Origin of the sequence: Bacillus sp. FSL R9-9492 (assembly GCF_038007365.1) — a bacterium.
In the GTDB taxonomy this organism is placed as follows: Bacteria; Bacillota; Bacilli; order Bacillales; family Bacillaceae_G; genus Bacillus_A; species Bacillus_A mycoides.
On sequence record NZ_JBBOXC010000001.1, the window covers coordinates 4,160,202 to 4,181,984 of the forward strand.

Sequence of the window (21,783 nt, forward strand, 5' to 3'; positions counted from 1 at the left end):
GGAGGTTGACCTATGAAAAAACGTCAATTAGGAAACTCAGATTTATATGTTACGGAAATTGGATTTGGCTGTATGTCTCTCGGTGCATCTGAGGCTGAAGCTATGCGTATTATCGATGAGGCAATCGATTTAGGAATTAATTTTTTTGATACAGCGGACTTATACGATTATGGATTAAATGAAGAATTTGTTGGAAAAGCTCTGAAAGGAAAACGCGACCAAATTGTTCTTACAACAAAGGTTGGAAATCGATGGACAGAAGAAAAAAACGGTTGGTCTTGGGATCCTTCTAAAGCTTATATAAAGACCGAAGTAAAAGAGAGTTTACGTAGACTTCAAACAGATTATATTGATTTATATCAACTGCATGGCGGGACGATTGAAGATCCTATAGATGAAACAGTTGAAGCCTTTGAAGAATTAAAAAAAGAAGGGATTATTCGTCATTATGGTATCTCTTCTATACGTCCAAATGTCATTCGTGAGTATGCAAAACGATCAAATATCGTTAGCATATTAATGGAATACAGCCTTTTAAATCGTCGCCCTGAAGAATGGTTCCCGCTTCTTAATGAACAGCAAATTAGCGTTATTGCTCGCGGACCACTTGCAAAAGGGATTTTAACTAACAATAATGCAAGAAAGATAGAAAGAGTAAAAGAAAAAGATTACCTCTCTTATTCTTACGATGAGTTATATTCGACACTCGCGAGTGTAAAAGAAATAATCGGAGAAAGCTCTTTAACAGGAACAGCTATTCAATATTGCTTACATAACGAAACTGTTGCAGCTGTTATACCTGGTGCAAGCTCTATTCAACAATTGCAAGAAAATATACAAGCTAGCCAACAGTTATCTTTAACAAAAGAAGAATATGTACAACTTCAAAAGATTGTTAAGTATGATTCATATGCTTTGCATCGCTAAAATATTGATACCGATAAAAGCAAAAGACTGCCCCCCAACACTAGGCGGCAGTCTTTTTTTATAACGTATCATATTTATCAGGATTCGTTCCTACATGTAAATTACGATTTAACGTATTAATTTGATCCATCTCTTCTTCAGTTAATGAAAAATCAAAAATAGTAAAGTTCTCTTTAATACGAGATGGCGTAACAGATTTAGGAATAGTCACAATCCCACTTTGAATATCCCACCTTAATATAACTTGTGCAGGTGACTTTTCATATTTTTTAGAAATAGCCTGAATAATTGGATGCTGGAATACTTCGCCGCCTCTCATTAAAGGACTCCATGCTTCCATTTGAATTTGCTCACCTTGACAGAAATCACGCAATTCAAATTGCGCTAACATCGGATGAAGTTCCACTTGGTTGACCATCGGCTTCACTTTACAATTTGGTAATAACAGTTCTAAATGATGTTTATGAAAATTAGAAACACCAATCGCGCGCACTTTACCTTCTTCATATAGCTTTTCTAAAGCACGGTACGTATCAACATACTTCCCTCTTATCGGCCAATGGATTAAATATAAATCTACATACTTCATTTGTAATTTCTTTAAACTTTTTTCAAACGCCTCGAGCGTCTCCTCGTACCCTTGATCGTCGTTCCAAACTTTTGTTGTAATAAACAAGTCTTCTCGCGGGATTCCAGATTCACGAACCGCTTCTCCGACACCGCTTTCATTTTCATATACAGTTGCTGTATCAATCGAACGGTATCCAACTTCTAACGCTGTTTTTACTGCTTGTTTAACTTCGTCGCCTTCTTTCGCTTTATAAACGCCTAGACCAATCATCGGCATTTTCACACCATTATGAAGTGTAGTTGTTGGAATATGCACAGTCTTTCTCCCTTTCATTGTTACATTTTTATAAACCACAACTTTATTTCAACAAGATTCATCCAAAAAGTCAAAACATACGTACAGTTTACATAATACTTTTATACACATTTAAAAAAATAACGTGAACTCAGTCATTCACGTTATTTCCTTTCCATTCTTTCGCTTTTTCATCAACATTACGTACAAACTCATTTTTTCCTTCCGTATACATCGTGCCATCATATGTATATTTTTCCGCTAGTTCTTTCTTTAAATTTGCATATGCCTCTGCTTCTTCGCAATGAGCCATCATGTAATCACGAAACGATAAATGCCTTACTATCTCAGGATTCCCTTTTTCAAATACGTGCAAATGATACGAGCGTTTTTCCTCAGTCCCATGAATAAAATAACGACGTCTTGAAATACCATTTTCCCCTTTTACGATGTAACCAAGCTCTTTAAAACGTTCATTCCAATGATCTACTCTGTCGATACTCTCTACTTCCATAATCATATCTATAATAGGTTTAGCTGCCAGTCCTGGCACTGACGTACTTCCAATATGATGGACTTTCACCATTTCTGGCATCGCCGATTTTAATCTTTCGGCTTCCATTTGGAATTTCTCACTCCAATGATTTTCATACGGAACGACTACAATTTCCCTCATTCTAACTCCCCTTTTCTTACAAACTCGTCAAAAAAATGATCAGCGGCATTTCACTGACCATCTTTTTATTATTTAAAGTCTTTCCAAGTAAGGCTACTTTCACTTAACAGTTCTTCAAATGATTTATTCTTTTCACGTTCTTTTTGTTCCTTACGCTTTCTTTCTTGTTCTGCTGCCTCTTTTTTCTCTTCTCTCACTTGCAACTCTTTTTTCTTATTCTTTAATTGTTGCATTAACGAATCGTTCAATTGATCACCTAGTGTAAGTGATTCTTTCTCTGGTTGATTCATTTGAGAGTGTCTTTGTGTTTGTCTTTGCTTCTTTTTCTTCATACTATTCACCTTTTACTTTTTTCTCCATTATAGAGGATACACGGCGAAATCGACAATAAAAAAGGTTCCCTACTCTATTATTTATCTTTTGTAAATATGTTAATTTTTCGAAAAAACTAAATTTTTATATGGATATAATCCTAGTAATCTATTAAAATTATGTCGTATGATGTCAGATTATAAAAAAAGGGGAAATTAATTATGTGGAAAAAAATTATTCCTGCTGTTGCTGTTTTAAGTACTATTACTTTTTCAAGCGTATTCGCCGCTCCTCCATCTCAGACTCCTGCCGAACAAAACCGATACATAGACGTACAAATGCTTGGTATTAATGATTTACATGGTCAACTAGATACTGTAAAAAAAATTAACAATAAAGAAGCTGGTGGTGCTGATTACTTAGCTACTTATTTAAAAGAACGCAAAAAACAAAACCCTAATACACTTCTCGTACATGCTGGAGATATCGTCGGAGCTAGCCCACCAGTTTCTGCTTTATTACAGGACGAACCAACAATTGAATTTTTAAATGACTTAAAGTTTGATGTTGGTACAATCGGAAACCATGAATTTGATGAGGGTATCGATGAAATGAAACGCCTCATTTACGGTGGACATCACGAAAAAACAGGGAATTTCAAAGGAGCAAACTTCCCTTATGTCGCTGCAAACTTCTATAATAAATCAACTGGCCGCTTATTTTTACCACCATTCACTGTAAAAATGGTTGACGGAGTTCCTGTAGGGTTCATTGGAGTTGTTACAACGGATACACCAAATGTCGTTATGCCTACTATGCTTAAAAATGTAGAAATCACTGATGAAGTAGAGGCTATTAATAAATCCACACAACAATTAAAGCGTCTCGGCGTTAAATCTATCGTAGTTCTTGCACATGTCGGCGGAACAACTGATGAGTCTGGTGTAACAAACGGTGACCTCACTCGAATTGCAAATGAAACAGATCCAGAAGTCGATGTTATTTTTGGTGGACATAGTCATACGTATGTAAATGGTACTGTAAATAATAAACTTATCGTGCAAGCGAACTCTTACGGGATGGCTTTCTCTGATGTAGATGTAACGATTGATAGAAAAACAAAAGATATTGTGAAGAAAAAAGCTGAAGTTATTACAACGTACCATGAAGGTGTAGAGCCTGATAAACAAGTAAAACAAAAGTTAGATCAATATAAAGAAAAAATCGCACCTCTTGTAAATGAAGTAGTCGGAAAATCTACAGCACCTATCGACCGTAAACAAAACGATGCTGGTGAATCTACACTTGGAAATTTAGTTGCGGATGCCCAGCGCCAAACTATGCAAACACAAATCGCTCTTATGAATCCTGGTGGAATTCGTAATGATCTAGACGCTGGAGATATTACATGGGGCGAATTATACGGCATTCAGCCTTTCGGAAACCAATTAATTAAAGTAGATCTAACAGGTCAAGATATTCGTGATATATTAAATCAACAATGGCAAAAAGGAGCAACGAGAATACTTCAAATTTCAGGTATTCAATACACTTGGGATGCAAACAAACCAAATAACGAAAAGGTTACGAATATCCGTTTAACAAATGGTGAAGAATTAGTTCCCTCTAAAACGTATAGCGTAGTTGCAAATGCTTTCCTAGCTTCTGGCGGTGATGGATTCGTATCCTTTAAAAATGGAAAAAATGCTGAAACTGGTCCAAACGATTTTGAAGCATTAGTCGATTATGTAAAACAAGTGAAAGAACCAATTCAGCCGATTATTGATGGACGTATTCAAAAAAACAATTAAATACTATTCTAACTAGTGCGTGACACTCGAAAGAAGAAGCTCCTTTTATATGCAAGGAGCTTCTTCTTTTAGAGTCATACGTATTGTCATTCTTCTAGTGCAGTAAAGGATACGCACATAGCCCCTTGTTTCTTCGTAGTATATAGAAAACTATAACGGGAAGATTTGTATGTATTTCTATCAAACAATGACGATACATTGTATCGACGAAACGACAAACACATTCGTAGTATTGAGAAAGCAATTAACGGAGAATATAGCGCCATTCATTTTTATGCTAGATTAGCTACTTTAGCTCCAGACATAAATGAACGAACTCAAATCCTTGAAATTGGGCAAGATGAGCAACGAACAGTTGATTTTCACTTAGAAATTGCTGACGAAACGACAAATCAACAAGTGAAAGAAACATTTCGGCGCGCAGCAGCTGATGAACAAAATCATGCCGTTTGGTTCCTATATTACTTTTCGAAACAAAACAAAAAATGAAATAAAAGAAAGGATACACGCTCTTATATGGAACATAGTATCCTTTCTTTTATTTCTCTGGATACGTTTCATGATTAACATCATACCGTTGCAAAAATTCCTGTAGTGCTTCTTCTACAATTTTAGACTTTTGAATCCCTTTTGATTCCGATATAACATCTAGTCTTGCTAATACTTCTATATTAATCGAAAAGGTTCGTTTCTTTTTCTCTGTGCTCTTACTTATAATTTGAACACTTACTTCTTCTCTTTTTCTTAGCAATTCATAAATGCTTTGTAACTGTTCATAAATTAGTAATTGATAGTCTGTTTTTGCATATTGAAGGGCAGTAGCTTCTTGGATTTGCAAATGACGTGGCTCTTCACCATCACCTATAAAGATACGTTTTTTCTGCTCTCCATCATATTCATATCCAATCACCCTTAATTTCTTTGATAATGTATATGGGCTCATTTCAAGCCGTTTCGCTATAATAGCGATTGATTCGCGTCTATTTAAAGAATCAATAATTTCTCCAATCGTCATATTCTCCCTCCTCTCTTAATCGCCTAAACTTGAAATCAAACCAGTATGTTATGATACAATGATTTTCTAGTAGTATATGCAAAAGAAAGAGCCTGTGCGATTCATACCATTTAAGAAAAGGAGGTTTACATATGCTTTTTCGTAGCCATACCCCTCAGTTTTACAACGAAAAGAAGCAACTAATCCCTAACAGTATCGCTACGATAGAAAGCGTTATGATTAATGACCGGAAACAATCTCTCCTTATACGCGGCCAAAACGTGGACCAGCCTATTTTATTATGCTGTCACGGCGGCCCTGGTATGGCACAAATCGGCTTTATTCGCCATTTTCAAAAAGAGTTAGAAAAGCACTTTATCGTTATTAATTGGGATCAGCGAGGGGCAGGTAAATCCTTTTTATGGCGGGACATCCAAACAAATCTTACGATTGATCAATTTTTTTCAGATGCAAAAAAGGTTATTCAATATCTTCTCAAACGCTTTAATAAGCAAAAACTATTTCTCGCTGGTCATTCTTGGGGAAGTATTATCGGACTACAAATCGCTAATCAATGTCCCGAATATATAGAAGCATACATCGGCATCGGTCAAATCGTACATATGAAGCAAAATGAAGAATTACTATATCAACATTTAATTAGCTCTGCCAAAAAACATGACCATAAAAAGGCATTAGCTTCTCTTTTAAAATTAGGGAAACCACCCTTTTTAGATACGAGACGCCTCATTATTCAAAGAAAGTGGCTTGGTACATTCGGAGGAGCAATCCAAAATGGATCTTCCTTTTCTTTCATACGAAAAGGCTTCTTTTCTCCTGAATATACGCTATTAGATTGGTTCAAATTTCTCGCAGGAAATTTAAAATCCGGAGTTTTATGGGAAGAGATGCTGACAATCGATTTCTTTTCATCTATTTCAAGTTTATCTATTCCTGTTTATTTTTGTTCTGGTCGCTATGATTATCAAACTCCTTATGCACTCGTTCAACAATATTGCGATATCATTCAAGCTCCTATTAAAAAGATGATTTGGTTTCCAAACTCGGCACATTCTCCAGATTTAGAAGAGCCTGAGTTATTCGCTAAATCTTTACAATCAATTAAACAAGAACTATCTTTTCAACATTAATAACAAAAGGCGCTTTTACATTTCATAGAAAACATTTTATAATGATATGTCGCAAGTATATGTCACTACAAACACTTGCTTGCCTTAACAGAATAAAAATTAGGGAGATTACATTTATTATGAACGCTGTACTCATCGCAGTAGCAGTCATGCTACTGCTTAGTTTGTTACGTGTCCAAGTCATTGTCGCCATTATCGTTGGAGCTTTAACAGGCGGACTTATCGGCGGACTCGGTATTTCAGAAACAATCAGTACTTTTACAGCCGGTCTTGGGAACAGTGCTCCTATCGCATTAAGCTACGCAATGCTCGGTGGATTTGCTATTTCCCTTTCAAAAACAGGACTTCCTGATGCAATGATCCAATCAGCTTTAAAATGGATCGGCAACGAACAAGACACGAAAAAACAAGTCTATTCTAAAATACTTATATTATTTATCATTTTAACAATGGCTTGTTTCTCACAAAATATTATCCCTGTTCATATCGCCTTCATCCCAATCTTAATTCCAGCACTTTTAAAAGTATTAAATGAGCTGAGGGTGGATCGTAGGCTTGTAACATGTCTTATTACATTTGGGTTAATTACCCCTTACATGTGGGTTCCAGCAGGGTTCGGAAAAATTTATCATGACGTATTGCAAACAAATGCTGCGCAAAGCGGTCTTACATTTGATGTCGCACTTATTCCAAAAGCGATGACTATTCCAGCAATCGGTATGATTATCGGATTATGTGTAGCGGTTTTCATTACATACCGAAAACCACGTACATATGAAACAGAACAAATTCATTCTGCACAGAATGAAATCGTTCCCTATACGAAAAGAAGCATTACTTTGGGTTTATTATCAATACTCGCTACATTAACTGTGCAATTAGCAACAGAATCAATGATTTTTGGTGCTTTAGCAGGTATTATCGTCTTATCAGTTAGCGGTAGCCTCCCTCTTAAAGAAGCCGATGCTATTTTAACGAGTGGAATGCGTATGATGTCCTTTATCGGATTTGTTATGATTTCTGCCGCTGGATTTGGCGCTGTTCTTCGAAAAACTGGACATGTTGAATCTCTTGTGCAAACGAGTGCACATATAATCGGAAATAATAAACCGCTTGCTGCATTTCTTATGCTCATTATTGGACTTCTCGTTACGATGGGAATTGGCTCTTCCTTTTCAACCATCCCAATCTTAACAACAATTTTCGTACCATTATGCGTCCAGCTCGGATTTAGTCCCATGGCTACAATCGCAATTATCGGTACAGCTGGTGCACTTGGTGATGCAGGTTCTCCAGCATCTGATAGTACACTTGGACCAACGTCCGGTTTAAATGCTGATGGTCAGCACCATCATATATGGGATACATGTGTCCCAACATTTTTACACTATAATATACCGTTACTTATATTCGGCTTTATTGCCGCAATTACACTATAAAAGGTGCGTTTTAAAAACGCACCTTTTACTTTGTTGTTTCTCTCTCAATGCACCTAAATTCTGTTTCCACTTCTTCTTGTCGCACTTGTTTCTTCTTTATTTTTCCTATTAACTGTTGAAAAGCTATTTCCCCATTTTCTTCGATATAACTTCCAATCGTCGTTAATGATGGACTTATCCATTCACCCTCTACACTCCCGTTAAATCCAATGATTTGTAACTTACCTGGTATATGAATATTAAGAGTTTTCGCCGCCCTGATTAGCTCAATAGCGACCTTATCACTTGAAGCTACAACCCCATCTATGTATGGATGCTTTTGTAACAATTCAAGAAACTGTTGATTCGTATACCCTTGTACAATTTCCTCTCGATAAGAAAGTCCTTCTTTCCAAGCAGTATCTAGAAATCCTGCCACATGCTCTTCCATTTCTTCACTCTTTACTCCCTCACCGATATAAGCAAGAAACTGGCAGCCTTTCTCTTTTAATAAAGAAACAGCTTTCTGTCCACTTTCATAATAGCTCATAAGAGATTGTCGTTCTTCAAGCACAGCGAAAGGAAGTGAGATTTCTCCTATACTTCGAAAAACAGATTTCGTCATTATAACGCCTGCAATGTTATTTTGCTCCAACATATCTATGTATCTATTCTTATTTTCTATATTACAAACTATTACTTGATACCCTTCTTTGTATGCTATTTCCTCAACGAAACGGAGCAAAGTGATGTATGATGGATTATGCAAATTATCTACAAGTAATGCAATCACCGTTGAAGGCTGTTTAAATAAAGGCTTTGCTGTAGCATTCGGTCTATAATGTAATTCTTCAATTGCTTTTTTTACTTGTTTGACCGTATCTTCATGGACATATCCTTTTTCGTTAATGACTCTTGAAACGGTTGCGACTGAAACACCGGCCAATTTTGCAACATCACGTATAGTTGCCACATCGTCACCCCTTAATATGGTAATAGATTACAATTTTAAATTAAACCAAAATATAACATTCGTCAAGGTTATTGTTTTATATTTCTGAAAATTGTTACACAATTTCCACTCTACTCAGAAAATATACTCCAGCTGAATTTCATGTGAAATCGCGATATTATCATAACCAATAAACGGAATTTCTTTCTTTATTTTTCGTGCTTCCTTTACCGCATCAATATACAAGTCCGTCATCATGAAGTTACGTTTTTGATAAAAGCGAAGTGCGTTCATATTATCATTCGTCGTAATAAGCCACACCTTTTTACATTCGTTCTCTTTTGCCACTCGCAATACACAATCCACCAGTTTTGTACCAATCCCCTTCCCTTCCTCAAAACTATTTAACGATACAATTTCACACATGTTTTCTATCACTTTATACGTTATAATTCCCACTATTCTGTTATTTGTAAGTGCAATAAAACCAGGTAATTCTTCTAATTGATGTACTCTGCCTCGCGAGACCATCATTGAGCTTCCCCAGTTTTCACACATAAAATCCTGAATTGCTTCTTTCATTTCTGGTGTGATTTTTTGTATATGAACCATACACGATTTCTCCCCTTTTCACATCATTGTGATACAATGTTAGTGTATCACATGTAGAGGTATTTGGAGGATGAGGTAAAGTATGAAACGTTTTTTTACAGCATTGTTTACTATACTAGGTGCACTAACTGCGATTGGGATTTTCTTTACAAATAAAGTTATGTACTTGAAGAAAAAAACAGAGGAAGAAGTTTTAGAGCGCGAAACGAAAAAGCATTTTCATTTGGACGATTTTAAGGCTATTCAAAAAGAAGAGGTTCACATCCCTTCTCAATTCGGATACGAACTTCACGGATATTACATGCCAGCTGGTCATTCCAATAAATTTATGATTTTTTGCCACGGTGTGACTGTAAATAAAATGAATTCCGTTAAATATGCAAACTTATTTTTAAATAGAGGATATAACGTATTTATTTATGATCATCGCCGTCATGGTAAAACCGGTGGTAAAACAACAAGTTATGGCTATTATGAAAAACATGATTTAAAGTCAGTAGTTGACTGGCTAAAGGATCGTTTCGGAACGAATATTACACTCGGAATTCATGGTGAATCTATGGGCGCTGCAACTCTTCTTCAATATGCAGGATTTGTAGAAGATGGTGCTGATTTTTATATTGCTGATTGTCCTTTCTCTGATTTTTATGGACAGTTACAACATCGTTTGAAAGTTGAGTTTCATTTGCCAAAATGGCCTTTATTACCTTTAGCAAATGCCTTTTTAAAAGTTCGTGATGGCTATACAATTCGTGAAGTTTCACCAATTGATTGTATAAAAAGTATTAACAATCCGGTTCTCTTTATTCATAGTAAAGATGATGACTATATTTTATCTGATATGACGAAATCACTTTATGAAGCGAAAGAAAATAATAAACAGCTTTATATTGCAGAACATGGTGCACACGCTTGCTCTTATAATGAAAATAAAGAAGAGTACGAAGATGCCATCGATCAATTTTTAAACACATATGTAAAAGAAACAAAAAACAGGCTTGCATAAGCCTGTTTTTTTACTGCGCTAAAACGTCTGTAACTTGTTCCATATTTTCAGAAATCCACTTTACTGCCTCGTCTAGCGTTGGGAATTCCGTCGTTTGAAAAGTTACCTCATCTTGAAGTAACCAAACATCTTTCGGTTCTTGTCCTACACCTGCGATTGACCAATGAAGTAAACTATATGGATGATTATCATTCAAAAATGATGCCCATGTGCGCTCATTTGCAATATTTTGTAGTGTGTGTAATTTTTTATCCATCTTTCGTCACCTTACTCTAGTCAGTTATAAAAACTATTATAACACTCTCTTCTCTCTCAAACAAAGTGCTCTTTTTATATTGTCAAGTACTCTCCCTAATTATATGATGAGAGTAAGCGTTTGGAAAGGAGGGATAACGTTGGCAAAAGTACAAATTAAAGTGAATGATAATGGCTCTTTTCGCGTTACAGGGGACGTGGAATTAGTTGACTCACAAGGGAATGTATTCCCAGCAAAACCAGCATTTTCTTTATGTCGTTGTGGTTTATCAAAAAACATGCCTTATTGCGATGCTTCGCATAAAGGCAAATTCGAGTCTGTTGTTAGAGCACCAGAGGCAGAATAAATATTTAAAGAGCATGCACATTTATTTGTGTATGTTTTTTCTTTTGATCAAATCCTATACAGCCCTTCCCCTTTCAACATTTCTATTACTTTCGTCCCCATTCAAATCGTTATGTATTTTCAAACAATTCTTCACATTCGAACATTTTTTACTATGCTTTTTTCTTTTTTGTGCTATAATGTGAGCAAACAACATCCTTCGGGGTCGGGTGAAATTCCCAACCGGCGGTGATGAAGCGATAGCTTCTAAGTCCGTGACCCGTTTTCAACGCGAAAACGGTGGATCTAGTGAAACTCTAGGGCCGACAGTATAGTCTGGATGGGAGAAGGATATGTTTTCTAGTAATTTTATATAGCGAATACACTTTTATTTCAGTATGCATATTTTTAAAGTTTCATTTTGAATCTTTATATATGTTTTATTTTGTATAGTTATGTTTCTATACTGAAATAAAAAGATACGACTAGCGTTGAAAGAATTTGATATTTTGCTAGGTTTTTTCCTTATGCCAAAATATCAGTCATCGTTAGGTTTCTTTCCTATACTTTCGTATTCGAACTATATTTCTAGAAATCACGTCTCCCAAACCCCAAGGATATAAAATCCTTGGGGTTTTTTGATTTTTTCAGGAGAGGTGAAAAGAATGACAGATCAAGAATATATGAGGATTGCCTTGCAGTTAGCACAAGGAACATCGGGACAAACAAGCCCAAACCCTATGGTTGGTGCCGTTGTTGTTAAAGATGGAAAAATTGTTGGAATGGGTGCCCACATGCGTGCTGGTGAAGAACATGCTGAAGTTCATGCTCTTCACATGGCTGGTGAAAGAGCAAAAGACGCTACCGTTTATGTAACACTTGAACCGTGTAGCCATTTTGGAAAAACACCCCCTTGCTGTGAATTACTCATTGAAAAAGGAGTTCAGCGTGTTGTAATTGCTACTCTTGATTGCAATCCACTCGTTTCCGGAAATGGAAAAAGGAGATTAGAAGAAGTTGGAATCGAGGTAACTACTGGTGTTCTTGAGGCAGAAGCCACTTTATTAAATCGATACTTTTTTCACTATATGAAAACGAAACGTCCCTTTGTAACAATAAAAACAGCAATGAGCTTAGATGGAAAAACAGCAACTATAACCGGTGAAAGTAAGTGGATTACAGGCGAAGAAGCACGCGCTGACGTTCACCAATATCGTCATATACATGATGCTATTCTAGTCGGTGTGAATACAGTTCTAACTGATAATCCACACTTAACAACACGAATTCCAAACGGAGGTAAACATCCTATACGCGTTATTTTAGATACCCACTTACGAACGCCGCCATCTTCTCATGTCATAACAGATGGCTTAACTCCGACATGGATTATTGTCGGTAAGGATGTAAACAAAGAGAAAATAGCGTCTTATGAATCTAACAATATAGCTGTATTCCAAATGAAAACACAGCAAATTGAAATACAAGATGTCCTATCCCTGCTCGGTGAGAAACAAATTCTTTCTCTGTTCGTTGAAGGTGGTCAAACGGTGCATGCAAACTTCTTAAAAACAAATAGTTTTAATGAAATCGTGACCTATATAAGCCCGAAATTAATTGGTGGAAAAGATGCACCCACCTTATTTGGCGGAGCTGGTTTTTCGAAGTTACAAGATGCACTTTCCTTAACAATTCAAGAGATGAAACAAATCGGTAATGATATAAAAATTGTTGCAACCTTAAAAAGCGAGGTGACGGAATGTTTACAGGAATCGTAGAAGAGTTAGGAACGATATCAAGCATGACTCAAAGTGGTGAAGCAATGAAGCTAACTATTAGCGCAAAGCAAATTTTATCGGATGTCAAATTAGGTGATAGTATCGCAGTTAACGGCATTTGCTTAACAGTAACTACTTTTACGACTACTTCATTCACTGTCGACGCAATGCCTGAAACAATGAAAGCAACATCACTTCGTATGCTAAAGCCAAGTGCCAAGGTGAATTTAGAACGGGCGATGGCTGCAAACGGACGATTCGGTGGACATTTCGTCACCGGACATATCGATGGCATCGGTACGATTTTAACTAAAAAACAACATTACAATGCCATCTATTACAAAATAGCAATTTCTGATGAATTACTACGCTATTGTTTGCATAAAGGATCCGTTGCTGTTGATGGCACTAGCTTAACAATATTTGATATAGACGAATCTTCAATTACAATTTCACTCATCCCCCACACAGTAAGCGAGTCTATAATCGGAGAAAAAAAAGCCGGGGACATCGTAAACATTGAGTGTGACATGATTGGAAAATATATTGAACGCTTTATCTCAAAGCCCGCAAAAAGAACTGGTTCAATGACCGAAAGCTTTTTACAAGAAAACGGATTTCTATAAGGAGGAAGCACAATGTTTCATCGTATTGAAGAAGCTCTAGAAGATTTAAAACAAGGAAAAGTTGTTATCGTATGTGATGATGAAAACCGAGAAAATGAAGGCGATTTTATTGCTTTAGCAGAGTACATTACACCAGAAACGATTAATTTTATGATTACACACGGTCGTGGTCTCGTTTGTGTACCCATTACGGAGGAGTACGCAGAACGTCTACAGTTAGAACCAATGGTATCTCATAATACAGATTCACATCACACTGCGTTTACAGTGAGCATTGATCATGTTTCTACAACAACAGGGATTAGTGCTCATGAACGTGCAACTACGATACAAGAATTGTTAAACCCTGCATCAAAAGGCTCTGATTTCAATCGCCCTGGACATATCTTTCCATTAATTGCGAAAGAAGGCGGTGTACTGCGCCGTGCTGGTCATACAGAAGCCGCTGTCGATTTAGCCAAACTTTGCGGAGCAGAACCAGCTGGAGTCATTTGCGAAATTATAAATGAGGACGGTACGATGGCACGTGTACCTGATTTACTAGAGTGCGCAAAACAATTTGATATAAAAATGATTACAATAGAAGATTTAATTGCTTATCGCCGCCATCACGAAACACTTGTGACGAGAGAAGTGGAAATTACATTACCTACAGATTTCGGTACTTTCCATGCAATTGGCTATTCTAACTCATTAGATATGAAAGAACATATCGCGCTCGTAAAAGGTGATATTTCAACAGGCGAACCTGTACTTGTACGCGTTCATTCAGAATGCTTAACAGGAGATGTATTTGGTTCGTGCCGCTGTGATTGCGGACCACAGCTACATGCTGCACTTGCTCAAATTGAGCGTGAAGGAAAAGGTGTTCTTCTCTATATGAGACAAGAAGGACGAGGCATTGGCCTTCTGAATAAGCTCCGCGCTTATAAGTTACAAGAAGAAGGGTTAGATACTGTAGAAGCAAATGAAAAACTTGGGTTCCCAGCTGATCTTCGTGATTACGGCATTGGCGCTCAAATTTTAAAAGATTTAGGCTTACAAAGTTTACGATTATTAACGAATAATCCACGAAAAATTGCTGGCTTACAAGGTTACGATTTAGAAGTAACCGAGCGTGTACCGTTACAAATGCCAACAAAAGAAGAAAATAAAACGTATTTACAAACGAAAGCAAGCAAATTAGGACATTTACTAAACTTATAATTAAGGGAGAGATACATTATGGTATTCGAAGGTCATTTAGTTGGTACAGGATTAAAAGTTGGGGTTGTTGTTGGACGTTTTAATGAGTTTATTACAAGTAAGTTACTTGGCGGAGCTTTAGATGGATTAAAGCGTCACGGTGTAAAAGAGAATGATATTGATGTTGCATGGGTTCCTGGTGCATTTGAAATTCCTTTAATCGCTAAAAAGATGGCCAATAGTGGAAAATATGATGCTGTTATTACATTAGGTACAGTAATTCGCGGTGCTACAACACATTACGATTACGTTTGTAATGAAGTAGCAAAAGGTGTTGCGTCTTTATCACTACAAACGGACATTCCAGTTATTTTCGGTGTATTAACGACAGAAACAATTGAACAAGCGATTGAACGTGCAGGTACAAAAGCTGGTAATAAAGGATATGAATCGGCAGTTGCTGCTATCGAAATGGCTCATTTATCAAAACAATGGGCTTAAAAAAGAGGCTACGGCCTCTTTTTTTATTTTCTCACCTTTTTTCGTACATCTCCTATTAATTCATCCATCGTTTTTCCTTCTGTTTTTATACGAAGAGCTTGTGCTGTTCTCCACACATTTTCTCTCTTTTCTGCTTCTTCTATAATAGAAATTTCCTTCCTCACTTCTTTTAAATCTTTTCCTTCTGTTTCAAGCCCAAAATGTTCAGCTTTCGTTCGAAAATGCTGTTCAATTCTTTGTTGCATTTCTTTTTGTTCAGGATTTTCAGCCGCCTTAACTGGATCAGCACTTATCGCTTTTATTAAAATCAGACAGGTCATAATAGTTAATATGTATTTGTACATGTAAAATCCTCCAACCCGATATAAATTACATTTTTACTATGTACAATTAGGGCTTGGAAAATTCGTCCACAAAATTATTTTTCTCGTCCAAAAGTGACTACTATCAAGCGTTAATGGACTTTTATTACATTTTATTTACAAAAAAAAGCAAACCCTTTAAAGAGTTTGCTTTTCATCTATCTTATAGCGCACATTCTTCAATCTCAAATCCTAAATCTTCAATCATACCCCAGTCCGCAGTCGGCTCTTGTCCAGCTGTTGTTAAATAGTCCCCGACAAAGATAGAGTTTGCTGCAAATAAACCAAGTGGCTGTACAGAACGTAAATTAAGTTCTCGACCACCTGAAATACGAATTTCTTTTGTTGGATTTACAAAACGCATCATCGCCAACACTTTTAAACATTCTACAGGTGTTAATTCTTTTTGTCCTTCAAGCGGAGTACCCTTTACAGCAACAAGGAAATTACATGGAATAGAATCCGCATCTAAACGTTGTAATTCAAATGCAATTTCAGCGCGCTGTTCAATCGTTTCTCCCATTCCGAAAATTGCTCCAGAGCATGGAGAAATACCGGCTTGCTTCGCTTTTTGGACTGTATCAACACGATCGTCATACGTATGCGTTGAACAAATGCTATCATAATTGTTGGCATGCGTATTTAAATTGTGATTATAACGATGCACACCAGCTTCTGCTAACTGACCTGCTTGATCTTCATTTAAAAATCCTAAACAACAGCAAATTTTTAAATCTGTCGTTTCACGAATTTCCTTAACTGCTCCAATAACGTGATTTACTTCTTTATTCGTCGGACGACGACCAGATGCAACAATACAATATGTACCTGCTTTACGACGAATTGCTTCGTGCGCTCCTTCAACAATTTTCTCTTGTGTTAACCATGCATACTTATCAATCGGTGCTTCTGAAATAATAGACTGTGAACAATATCCGCAATCTTCAGGACATAATCCAGATTTCGTATTTATAATCATGTTCAACTTTACTTTCTTACCAAAATGATGATGGCGAATGATGTAAGCTGCATTCATAATTTCTAAAACCTCTGTATCATCAGCTTCTAATATTGCAATTGCATCTTCTTTCGTAATCATTTTCTCTTCTACTACGTCGTATGCAAGTTTTTTCCAATCCCTTTTTGTTTGTACTTGTTTCATTTCATCTCTTCCCCTCTTTTGTTATATACGTAAATAAAGCATGATATGTTGCCATTATCCCTTCTTTTCCCGTGAAGTCTCTTTCGTATATACGAAGCATCGTACGAAAGAGTGAAGGGCTTTGACAGTAAGACTCTTCATTACTATTGGTTGCCCCTACTTTTCGAATAGAATGTAGAAACTCCCTAACTTCTGTAAAGCTTTCTATGTAACACGTTTCAGAAACATGTACATTTCCTAATGGATTTTTGCATATATTCACTAACTGTTCTTTCGAAACGAATCGTTGTCCTATTGAAGTACAATTGTGTATCCCCTTTTCTTTCTTAGCACGCTGAAAAGTCGTATGCAATTCTTGAAAAGTCGTATTACCAAACGTGGAAAATAATAATATTCCTTCTTCAGACAAATAGTTAAATAAATTTTTCACTGTCTCTTTTAAATCATTAAGCCATTGAAATGTAGCATTTGAAATGATGACATCATATGGATTTTCTAATTTTAATTGTTCAATATCTTCACATCGAAACATCACATTTCCCAAACTTTTTCTAGTTTTCGCGACTGCAATCATCTCATCAGCAAAATCCACAGCTGTAATATGAGCTTTCGGAAATAAATTTGATAATTGCTCTGTTACATATCCTGTCCCGCATCCAAGTTCTAAAATACGTATCGATGATGTTTCACTATATCGTTCCTTCAATGTAGAAAGTAACGAATGCGCCATCTTTTTTTGTACATTTGCATATTGATCGTAGGATACAGCCGCCCCGTTAAACCGTTTTTGCAGTAACGTTTTGTTGATCATGTCGTATCCCCTCTACAAATTGAATAATTTCATTTGCGCAATATTCAAAATTCGTTACACATAATGCATGCCCAGCACCGCTTACTACTTTTAGATTGGCATTCGTATTATTCGCCATACTATGGGCTGCAGACACTGGACATATTACATCCTGCTCTCCATGAAGGAGTAACAGCGGGGCTTTCATATCTATTACTTCATTTCTCATATCTGTTTCTATTAAATAATCTAAGCCTAATTGTAAAGACTGAATCGAGTCTCCTTTAAACTTCTGCGCAATCTCTTCAAAACTCGTATTCTCCCTCAGCTCACTTTTTGTAAACATATTTTCATAGAAACGCTTCAAAGTATCTTCTTTTTTTCTCGTTAAATTCTTTTTCATACGTTCTACATGCAAGGAATTCCATCCACTTGTATAGTCACTTGTATTGGTAAATTTAGCGGTACCACCAATTAGTACCATACCTTGGGTCTTAATCTTTTTATAAGCTTGTACTGCCGCTAACGCTCCTAGTGACCATCCAACTAAAATTACATTTTCATCCTGCGCTACATCTATTATTCGCCCCGCAAACTCACTTTGTTCTTTCACGTTACACCAATCTATACATTGAACAGAATATCCTTTAAAATACGGCAGAACCAAAGTCCAAACACCTTCTTCCATTCCCCATCCTGGAATAAAAATAAGCTTTAGCTCTTTCATACTAAAAACCCCTCTTCTTTGCCAATGCGTATAATATGCTGAATAGCCCATTTTAAATCGGCTATTGTATGTTGTGACGTAACTGCAAAACGGACTCGAGAACTACCAACTGGAACAGTCGGCGGACGAATTGCAATGGCTGCGATACCTACCTCTTGTAACCTTTCACTAAACCGTAAAGTATTTTCATTTGACCCAACTACAATCGGTACAATATGAGTTGAGCTATTTCCAATATCAAAACCAGCTTCTTGTAAATGCGTCCTGAAATATGCACCATTCTCTATAAGTCGCTCTCTTCTTTCGTTATCTTCTTTCACAATTTCAATTGCTTTTCGGATCGCCCCTAATGTTCCTGGTGGTAAAGCTGTAGTAAAAATCAAGCTTCTCATCATATTTTGTAAATACTCTATATAAATGGAATCACCCGTTAAATACGCACCATAACACCCTAAAGCCTTACTAAACGTCCCCATATGTATATCAATTTTTTGAGCAATATCTTTTTCTACATGAGATAATCCTGCTCCACCGATTCCATATATTCCACTTGCATGTGCTTCATCAACTATAATGATCGCCCCGTATTTCTCTTTCAGCTGAACTAAGCCTCTCAAATATGCAATATCTCCATCCATACTAAAAATCGTATCTGTTACGATTAATTTTCTCTTTTCTGGTGACGCTATTTGCAACATCTTTTCTAAATGATCCAAATCATTATGACGATATCTTTTATGCTCTGCTCCGCTTAATATAATTCCATCAACAATACTTGCGTGATTTAATTTATCACTAAAAACCATATCGTGACGACAGGCTAAAGCAGATATAGCACCTACATTTGCTATATACCCGCTATTTACGATTAATGCTCTTTCAGTACCTTTCCAATCACATATACTTCTCTCAACCTCTTCATACAGTGGATAATTTCCTACAACGAGACGAGATGCTGTCGCTCCAGTTCCGTATTTTCTTGTGCAGGCAATAGCAGCTTCTTTCAACCTTTCATCTCCAGCTAACCCTAAATAATTATTTGATGCTAAATTTAGCATCCTTTTCTCATTTCGAATAAGCCATGTCTCTTCCGCTTTCTCTGTTACATGTAAATTACGATACTGCCCTTGCTCCTTTAATTGTTCTACTTTAGATTGAAGATGCGTGCGCCACATTTGATTCATTTTGGATGAGCTCCTCTAATTTTGAAATCATAATATGTTCTTTTACCGATTCCAATAATTCTTCCCTTGTAAACTCACCTTCAAGGAATGGTAATAAACCTAAAACAGGTACTCCACTTAACTCCTCAATCATTTCTTTGTTTTCTTGCACTCTTTCTTTTTCACATTCTTTACAACCAGACAAAATTACACCTGCTACTGTTAAACCGTGTGCCTTTGCATAAGAAATTGTTAAGACAGTATGATTAACTGTCCCTAGTGTCGGACGCGCTACTACAATAAGAGGGAGCTCTAATTCTTTTGCAAAATCAATCACTAAAGCGTCTTCTGTATATGGGACGGCAAGCCCACCAGCTCCTTCTACCAATAGGCTATTAAACTCTTTTAGTAGTTCATTATAGTGAGCAGTAATTTCTTTTAACATTACCGTCCTTCCAGCTCTTTTCATAGCAAGTCTCGGAGCAAGTGGTTCTTCAATGGAATACGGACAAATTTCATCTTCTTTTGTCGGTACACCCGATAATGCTTTTAATCTTGCTGCATCACCCTCAGGATTTGATGCAACATGTCCACTTTGCAACGGTTTATATACACCAACATTATGTCCACGCTCTCGAAATATACCTGCCAATGCTCCTGTCACTACCGTTTTGCCAACTTCTGTATCCGTTGCTGTTATAAAGAAACCACTCATTACTCTCCCTCCGTAACATCCGAGATTGCTTTATATAAAATGCGTAACATCTCATCAATCTCAGCCACCGTAGATGCAAGAGGAGGCATAAATACAATCGTATTACCGAGTGGTCGCAAAATCATGCCCAGCTCTCTTGAACGTTTACATACTTGAACGCCGACTCTTTCTGTCCATTCAAACGATTCTTTCATTTCCTTATTCTTCACAAGTTCAATACCAACCATTAGCCCACACTGACGAATATCTCCTACGTGCTTATATTCATTAAGAGCTTCTAATTGTGCCGCTACATATTCTGCTTTATACGCAACATCTTCTATTAAATTAGTTTTTTCATATAGTTCTAAATTTGCAATTGCTACGGCACACCCTAACGGATTCCCTGTATAACTATGACCATGGAAAAACGTTTTTTGTTCTTCATAGCCTCCTAAAAAGGCATTATAAATTTCATCTGTCGTTACCGTAATTGCCACTGGTAAATAACCACCTGTTAAACCTTTTCCGGCTGTTAAAATGTCTGGCGTTACATCCTCGTGTTCACATGCAAACATTTTCCCGGTACGCCCAAATCCAGTCGCTACCTCATCTGTAATAAATAATACATTGTATTTTGTACATAAATCGCGAAGCCCTTTTAAGTATCCTTTTGGCATTGTAATCATCCCACCAGCACCTTGCATTAATGGCTCCACAATAATAGCTGCTACTTCTTCATGTTTTTCTTGTAGCATTTCTTCCATTTCTTCTAAATGTTTCTTTACAATTTGTTCCTTATTATCTCCATAAGGAGAACGATATGTATATGGATACGGCATTTTAATTGCCTCAAATAATAGTGAACTATACACTTGGTGAAACAAGTCTATTGCTCCTACTGAAACAGCACCTATCGTATCACCGTGATATGCTTCTTTTAATGTAACAAATCTTTGTTTTTTCGGTTTTCCTTTATGCTGCCAATATTGAAAGGCCATCTTAATTGCAATTTCAACGGCGCTAGAACCAGAGTCTGAATAGAATACTTTCTTCAAACCTTCTGGTACAACTTCAATTATTTTTTCTGCTAATAAAATAGATGGAACGTTAGCAAGTCCTAGCATAGTAGAATGAGCAATTTTATTTAATTGCTCGCGAATTGCCTCATCTAGTTCTGGTACTTGATGCCCATGAACATTTAACCAAATAGATGAAACACCGTCCCAATATTCATTTCCATTTACATCGTATAGCTTTCTTCCCTCTCCACGTTCAATAATGACAGGATCTTCTTCTAAATAATCTTTCATTTGTGTAAATGGGTGCCATACGTAATCTTTATTCTTCTTCGATAATTCTTCATATGTATAAGACGATTTTTCACTCGTGTTACTATTAACAGCCACAATTGTCACCCCTAATGTTAACTTATTTATAAATATAGTTAACATTAAAAACAAATGACTGTCAATTATTTTTAAATCAAAA

At 36.5% G+C, this 21,783-nt stretch carries 25 protein-coding genes and 1 riboswitch; of the genes, 11 read left to right on the top strand and 14 right to left on the bottom strand.

Annotated features, from left to right (window positions below; genetic code table 11):
- Positions 1-12: 12 nt before the first annotated feature.
- Positions 13-927 carry an aldo/keto reductase gene (locus MKY70_RS21115; protein ID WP_002192597.1) on the top strand — a complete coding sequence of 305 codons (915 nt, stop codon included), beginning with the start codon at positions 13-15 and terminating at the stop codon, positions 925-927.
- Between the two features lie 58 nt (positions 928-985).
- Here the strand turns inward: MKY70_RS21115 and MKY70_RS21120 are convergent, their stop codons facing one another.
- The 3 genes from MKY70_RS21120 to MKY70_RS21130 all read right to left on the bottom strand — a co-directional run bounded on the left by MKY70_RS21120 (position 986) and on the right by MKY70_RS21130 (position 2,800).
- Positions 986-1,813 carry an aldo/keto reductase gene (locus tag MKY70_RS21120; RefSeq protein ID WP_088034370.1) on the bottom strand — a complete coding sequence of 276 codons (828 nt, stop codon included), beginning with the start codon at positions 1,811-1,813 and terminating at the stop codon, positions 986-988.
- 130 nt (positions 1,814-1,943) lie between these two features.
- Positions 1,944-2,468 (bottom strand): GrpB family protein, encoded by a 525-nt coding sequence (locus MKY70_RS21125; protein ID WP_002167715.1) that lies wholly within the window; start codon positions 2,466-2,468, stop codon positions 1,944-1,946.
- A 68-nt stretch (positions 2,469-2,536) separates the two neighbouring features.
- Positions 2,537-2,800: a YqkE family protein gene (locus MKY70_RS21130; RefSeq protein WP_002014945.1), complete on the bottom strand. Its 264-nt coding sequence runs from the start codon at positions 2,798-2,800 to the stop codon at positions 2,537-2,539.
- Between the two features lie 201 nt (positions 2,801-3,001).
- On the opposite strand from MKY70_RS21130, the gene MKY70_RS21135 reads away from it, so the two are divergent.
- Entirely contained in the window at positions 3,002-4,591 is a 1,590-nt protein-coding gene (locus MKY70_RS21135) for a bifunctional metallophosphatase/5'-nucleotidase (protein WP_088034368.1), read from the top strand.
- Between the two features lie 165 nt (positions 4,592-4,756).
- The gene (locus MKY70_RS21140) at positions 4,757-5,080 is read left to right on the top strand and encodes a ferritin-like domain-containing protein (protein WP_193662404.1); all 324 of its coding nucleotides are present in this window, start codon (positions 4,757-4,759) and stop codon (positions 5,078-5,080) included.
- A gap of 49 nt (positions 5,081-5,129) precedes the next feature.
- On the opposite strand, the gene MKY70_RS21145 is transcribed toward MKY70_RS21140, so the two are convergent.
- A complete protein-coding gene (locus tag MKY70_RS21145) occupies positions 5,130-5,606 on the bottom strand; it encodes a ribbon-helix-helix domain-containing protein (RefSeq protein WP_002014948.1) in 477 nt (158 codons plus the stop codon).
- Positions 5,607-5,737: 131 nt separating this feature from the next.
- On the opposite strand from MKY70_RS21145, the gene MKY70_RS21150 reads away from it, so the two are divergent.
- Complete coding sequence (locus MKY70_RS21150) at positions 5,738-6,736, top strand: alpha/beta fold hydrolase (RefSeq protein WP_002143051.1); 999 nt, start codon at positions 5,738-5,740, stop codon at positions 6,734-6,736.
- Between the two features lie 119 nt (positions 6,737-6,855).
- Complete coding sequence (locus MKY70_RS21155; RefSeq protein WP_002014950.1) at positions 6,856-8,175, top strand: Na+/H+ antiporter family protein; 1,320 nt, start codon at positions 6,856-6,858, stop codon at positions 8,173-8,175.
- A 25-nt stretch (positions 8,176-8,200) separates the two neighbouring features.
- Here the strand turns inward: MKY70_RS21155 and MKY70_RS21160 are convergent, their stop codons facing one another.
- A complete protein-coding gene (locus MKY70_RS21160; protein WP_002143052.1) occupies positions 8,201-9,127 on the bottom strand; it encodes a LacI family DNA-binding transcriptional regulator in 927 nt (308 codons plus the stop codon).
- A gap of 114 nt (positions 9,128-9,241) precedes the next feature.
- Positions 9,242-9,718: a GNAT family N-acetyltransferase gene (locus tag MKY70_RS21165; RefSeq protein WP_341025655.1), complete on the bottom strand. Its 477-nt coding sequence runs from the start codon at positions 9,716-9,718 to the stop codon at positions 9,242-9,244.
- A gap of 82 nt (positions 9,719-9,800) precedes the next feature.
- Here MKY70_RS21165 and MKY70_RS21170 point away from each other — a divergent pair, with 82 nt between their 5' ends.
- Positions 9,801-10,724, top strand: a complete 924-nt coding sequence (locus MKY70_RS21170; protein WP_088034363.1) for an alpha/beta hydrolase — start codon at positions 9,801-9,803, stop codon at positions 10,722-10,724.
- Between the two features lie 10 nt (positions 10,725-10,734).
- Here MKY70_RS21170 and MKY70_RS21175 read toward each other — a convergent pair whose 3' ends face one another.
- A complete protein-coding gene (locus tag MKY70_RS21175) occupies positions 10,735-10,980 on the bottom strand; it encodes a DUF2552 family protein (RefSeq protein WP_002014992.1) in 246 nt (81 codons plus the stop codon).
- Between the two features lie 139 nt (positions 10,981-11,119).
- Here MKY70_RS21175 and MKY70_RS21180 point away from each other — a divergent pair, with 139 nt between their 5' ends.
- The 5 genes from MKY70_RS21180 (at position 11,120) to ribH (ending at position 15,394) form a co-directional block, all read left to right on the top strand.
- Positions 11,120-11,326, top strand: coding sequence for a CDGSH iron-sulfur domain-containing protein (locus MKY70_RS21180; RefSeq protein ID WP_001151582.1), 207 nt, complete (start codon positions 11,120-11,122; stop codon positions 11,324-11,326).
- Between the two features lie 190 nt (positions 11,327-11,516).
- A riboswitch (FMN riboswitch) is annotated at positions 11,517-11,660 on the top strand.
- A 309-nt stretch (positions 11,661-11,969) separates the two neighbouring features.
- On the top strand, positions 11,970-13,082 hold the full coding sequence (gene ribD / locus MKY70_RS21185) for a bifunctional diaminohydroxyphosphoribosylaminopyrimidine deaminase/5-amino-6-(5-phosphoribosylamino)uracil reductase RibD (RefSeq protein ID WP_012261664.1): 1,113 nt from the start codon (positions 11,970-11,972) through the stop codon (positions 13,080-13,082).
- Positions 13,064-13,708 carry a riboflavin synthase gene (gene ribE, locus MKY70_RS21190; protein ID WP_002088492.1) on the top strand — a complete coding sequence of 215 codons (645 nt, stop codon included), beginning with the start codon at positions 13,064-13,066 and terminating at the stop codon, positions 13,706-13,708. Before ribD ends, ribE begins: the two co-directional genes overlap by 19 nt.
- A 12-nt stretch (positions 13,709-13,720) precedes the next feature.
- Positions 13,721-14,914, top strand: a complete 1,194-nt coding sequence (gene ribBA / locus MKY70_RS21195) for a bifunctional 3,4-dihydroxy-2-butanone 4-phosphate synthase/GTP cyclohydrolase II (protein ID WP_002033864.1) — start codon at positions 13,721-13,723, stop codon at positions 14,912-14,914.
- Between the two features lie 18 nt (positions 14,915-14,932).
- On the top strand, positions 14,933-15,394 hold the full coding sequence (gene ribH / locus MKY70_RS21200) for a 6,7-dimethyl-8-ribityllumazine synthase (protein WP_088034361.1): 462 nt from the start codon (positions 14,933-14,935) through the stop codon (positions 15,392-15,394).
- A 23-nt stretch (positions 15,395-15,417) separates the two neighbouring features.
- Here ribH and MKY70_RS21205 read toward each other — a convergent pair whose 3' ends face one another.
- The 7 genes from MKY70_RS21205 to bioA form a co-directional block, all read right to left on the bottom strand.
- Positions 15,418-15,738, bottom strand: a complete 321-nt coding sequence (locus MKY70_RS21205; RefSeq protein WP_341025656.1) for a hypothetical protein — start codon at positions 15,736-15,738, stop codon at positions 15,418-15,420.
- A 181-nt stretch (positions 15,739-15,919) separates the two neighbouring features.
- Positions 15,920-16,918 (bottom strand): biotin synthase, encoded by a 999-nt coding sequence (bioB, locus tag MKY70_RS21210; RefSeq protein WP_002014986.1) that lies wholly within the window; start codon positions 16,916-16,918, stop codon positions 15,920-15,922.
- Position 16,919: 1 nt separating this feature from the next.
- A complete protein-coding gene (gene bioC / locus MKY70_RS21215; RefSeq protein ID WP_341074557.1) occupies positions 16,920-17,729 on the bottom strand; it encodes a malonyl-ACP O-methyltransferase BioC in 810 nt (269 codons plus the stop codon).
- A complete protein-coding gene (locus MKY70_RS21220; protein WP_088034357.1) occupies positions 17,695-18,435 on the bottom strand; it encodes an alpha/beta fold hydrolase in 741 nt (246 codons plus the stop codon). The genes bioC and MKY70_RS21220 overlap by 35 nt, the downstream gene beginning before the upstream one ends.
- Positions 18,432-19,619, bottom strand: coding sequence for an 8-amino-7-oxononanoate synthase (bioF, locus tag MKY70_RS21225; protein ID WP_002088498.1), 1,188 nt, complete (start codon positions 19,617-19,619; stop codon positions 18,432-18,434). Before bioF ends, MKY70_RS21220 begins: the two co-directional genes overlap by 4 nt.
- The gene (bioD, locus tag MKY70_RS21230) at positions 19,585-20,313 is read right to left on the bottom strand and encodes a dethiobiotin synthase (protein ID WP_088034355.1); all 729 of its coding nucleotides are present in this window, start codon (positions 20,311-20,313) and stop codon (positions 19,585-19,587) included. Before bioD ends, bioF begins: the two co-directional genes overlap by 35 nt.
- Positions 20,313-21,746, bottom strand: a complete 1,434-nt coding sequence (gene bioA, locus MKY70_RS21235; RefSeq protein WP_088034352.1) for an adenosylmethionine--8-amino-7-oxononanoate transaminase — start codon at positions 21,744-21,746, stop codon at positions 20,313-20,315. Before bioA ends, bioD begins: the two co-directional genes overlap by 1 nt.
- Positions 21,747-21,783 lie beyond the last annotated feature (37 nt).

Bases quoted from the DNA above. Each gene is read 5' to 3' on its own strand.
- MKY70_RS21115 (WP_002192597.1), top strand. From the start codon at position 13: ATGAAAAAACGTCAATTAGGAAACTCAGATTTATATGTTACGGAAATT.
- MKY70_RS21125 (WP_002167715.1), bottom strand. From the start codon at position 2,468: ATGAGGGAAATTGTAGTCGTTCCGTATGAAAATCATTGGAGTGAGAAA.
- MKY70_RS21130 (WP_002014945.1), bottom strand. From the start codon at position 2,800: ATGAAGAAAAAGAAGCAAAGACAAACACAAAGACACTCTCAAATGAAT.
- MKY70_RS21135 (WP_088034368.1), top strand. From the start codon at position 3,002: ATGTGGAAAAAAATTATTCCTGCTGTTGCTGTTTTAAGTACTATTACT.
- MKY70_RS21145 (WP_002014948.1), bottom strand. From the start codon at position 5,606: ATGACGATTGGAGAAATTATTGATTCTTTAAATAGACGCGAATCAATC.
- MKY70_RS21150 (WP_002143051.1), top strand. From the start codon at position 5,738: ATGCTTTTTCGTAGCCATACCCCTCAGTTTTACAACGAAAAGAAGCAA.
- MKY70_RS21155 (WP_002014950.1), top strand. From the start codon at position 6,856: ATGAACGCTGTACTCATCGCAGTAGCAGTCATGCTACTGCTTAGTTTG.
- MKY70_RS21165 (WP_341025655.1), bottom strand. From the start codon at position 9,718: ATGGTTCATATACAAAAAATCACACCAGAAATGAAAGAAGCAATTCAG.
- MKY70_RS21170 (WP_088034363.1), top strand. From the start codon at position 9,801: ATGAAACGTTTTTTTACAGCATTGTTTACTATACTAGGTGCACTAACT.
- MKY70_RS21175 (WP_002014992.1), bottom strand. From the start codon at position 10,980: ATGGATAAAAAATTACACACACTACAAAATATTGCAAATGAGCGCACA.
- ribD (WP_012261664.1), top strand. From the start codon at position 11,970: ATGACAGATCAAGAATATATGAGGATTGCCTTGCAGTTAGCACAAGGA.
- ribE (WP_002088492.1), top strand. From the start codon at position 13,064: ATGTTTACAGGAATCGTAGAAGAGTTAGGAACGATATCAAGCATGACT.
- ribBA (WP_002033864.1), top strand. From the start codon at position 13,721: ATGTTTCATCGTATTGAAGAAGCTCTAGAAGATTTAAAACAAGGAAAA.
- ribH (WP_088034361.1), top strand. From the start codon at position 14,933: ATGGTATTCGAAGGTCATTTAGTTGGTACAGGATTAAAAGTTGGGGTT.
- MKY70_RS21205 (WP_341025656.1), bottom strand. From the start codon at position 15,738: ATGTACAAATACATATTAACTATTATGACCTGTCTGATTTTAATAAAA.
- bioB (WP_002014986.1), bottom strand. From the start codon at position 16,918: ATGAAACAAGTACAAACAAAAAGGGATTGGAAAAAACTTGCATACGAC.
- bioC (WP_341074557.1), bottom strand. From the start codon at position 17,729: ATGATCAACAAAACGTTACTGCAAAAACGGTTTAACGGGGCGGCTGTA.
- MKY70_RS21220 (WP_088034357.1), bottom strand. From the start codon at position 18,435: ATGAAAGAGCTAAAGCTTATTTTTATTCCAGGATGGGGAATGGAAGAA.
- bioF (WP_002088498.1), bottom strand. From the start codon at position 19,619: ATGAATCAAATGTGGCGCACGCATCTTCAATCTAAAGTAGAACAATTA.
- bioD (WP_088034355.1), bottom strand. From the start codon at position 20,313: ATGAGTGGTTTCTTTATAACAGCAACGGATACAGAAGTTGGCAAAACG.
- bioA (WP_088034352.1), bottom strand. From the start codon at position 21,746: ATGTTAACTATATTTATAAATAAGTTAACATTAGGGGTGACAATTGTG.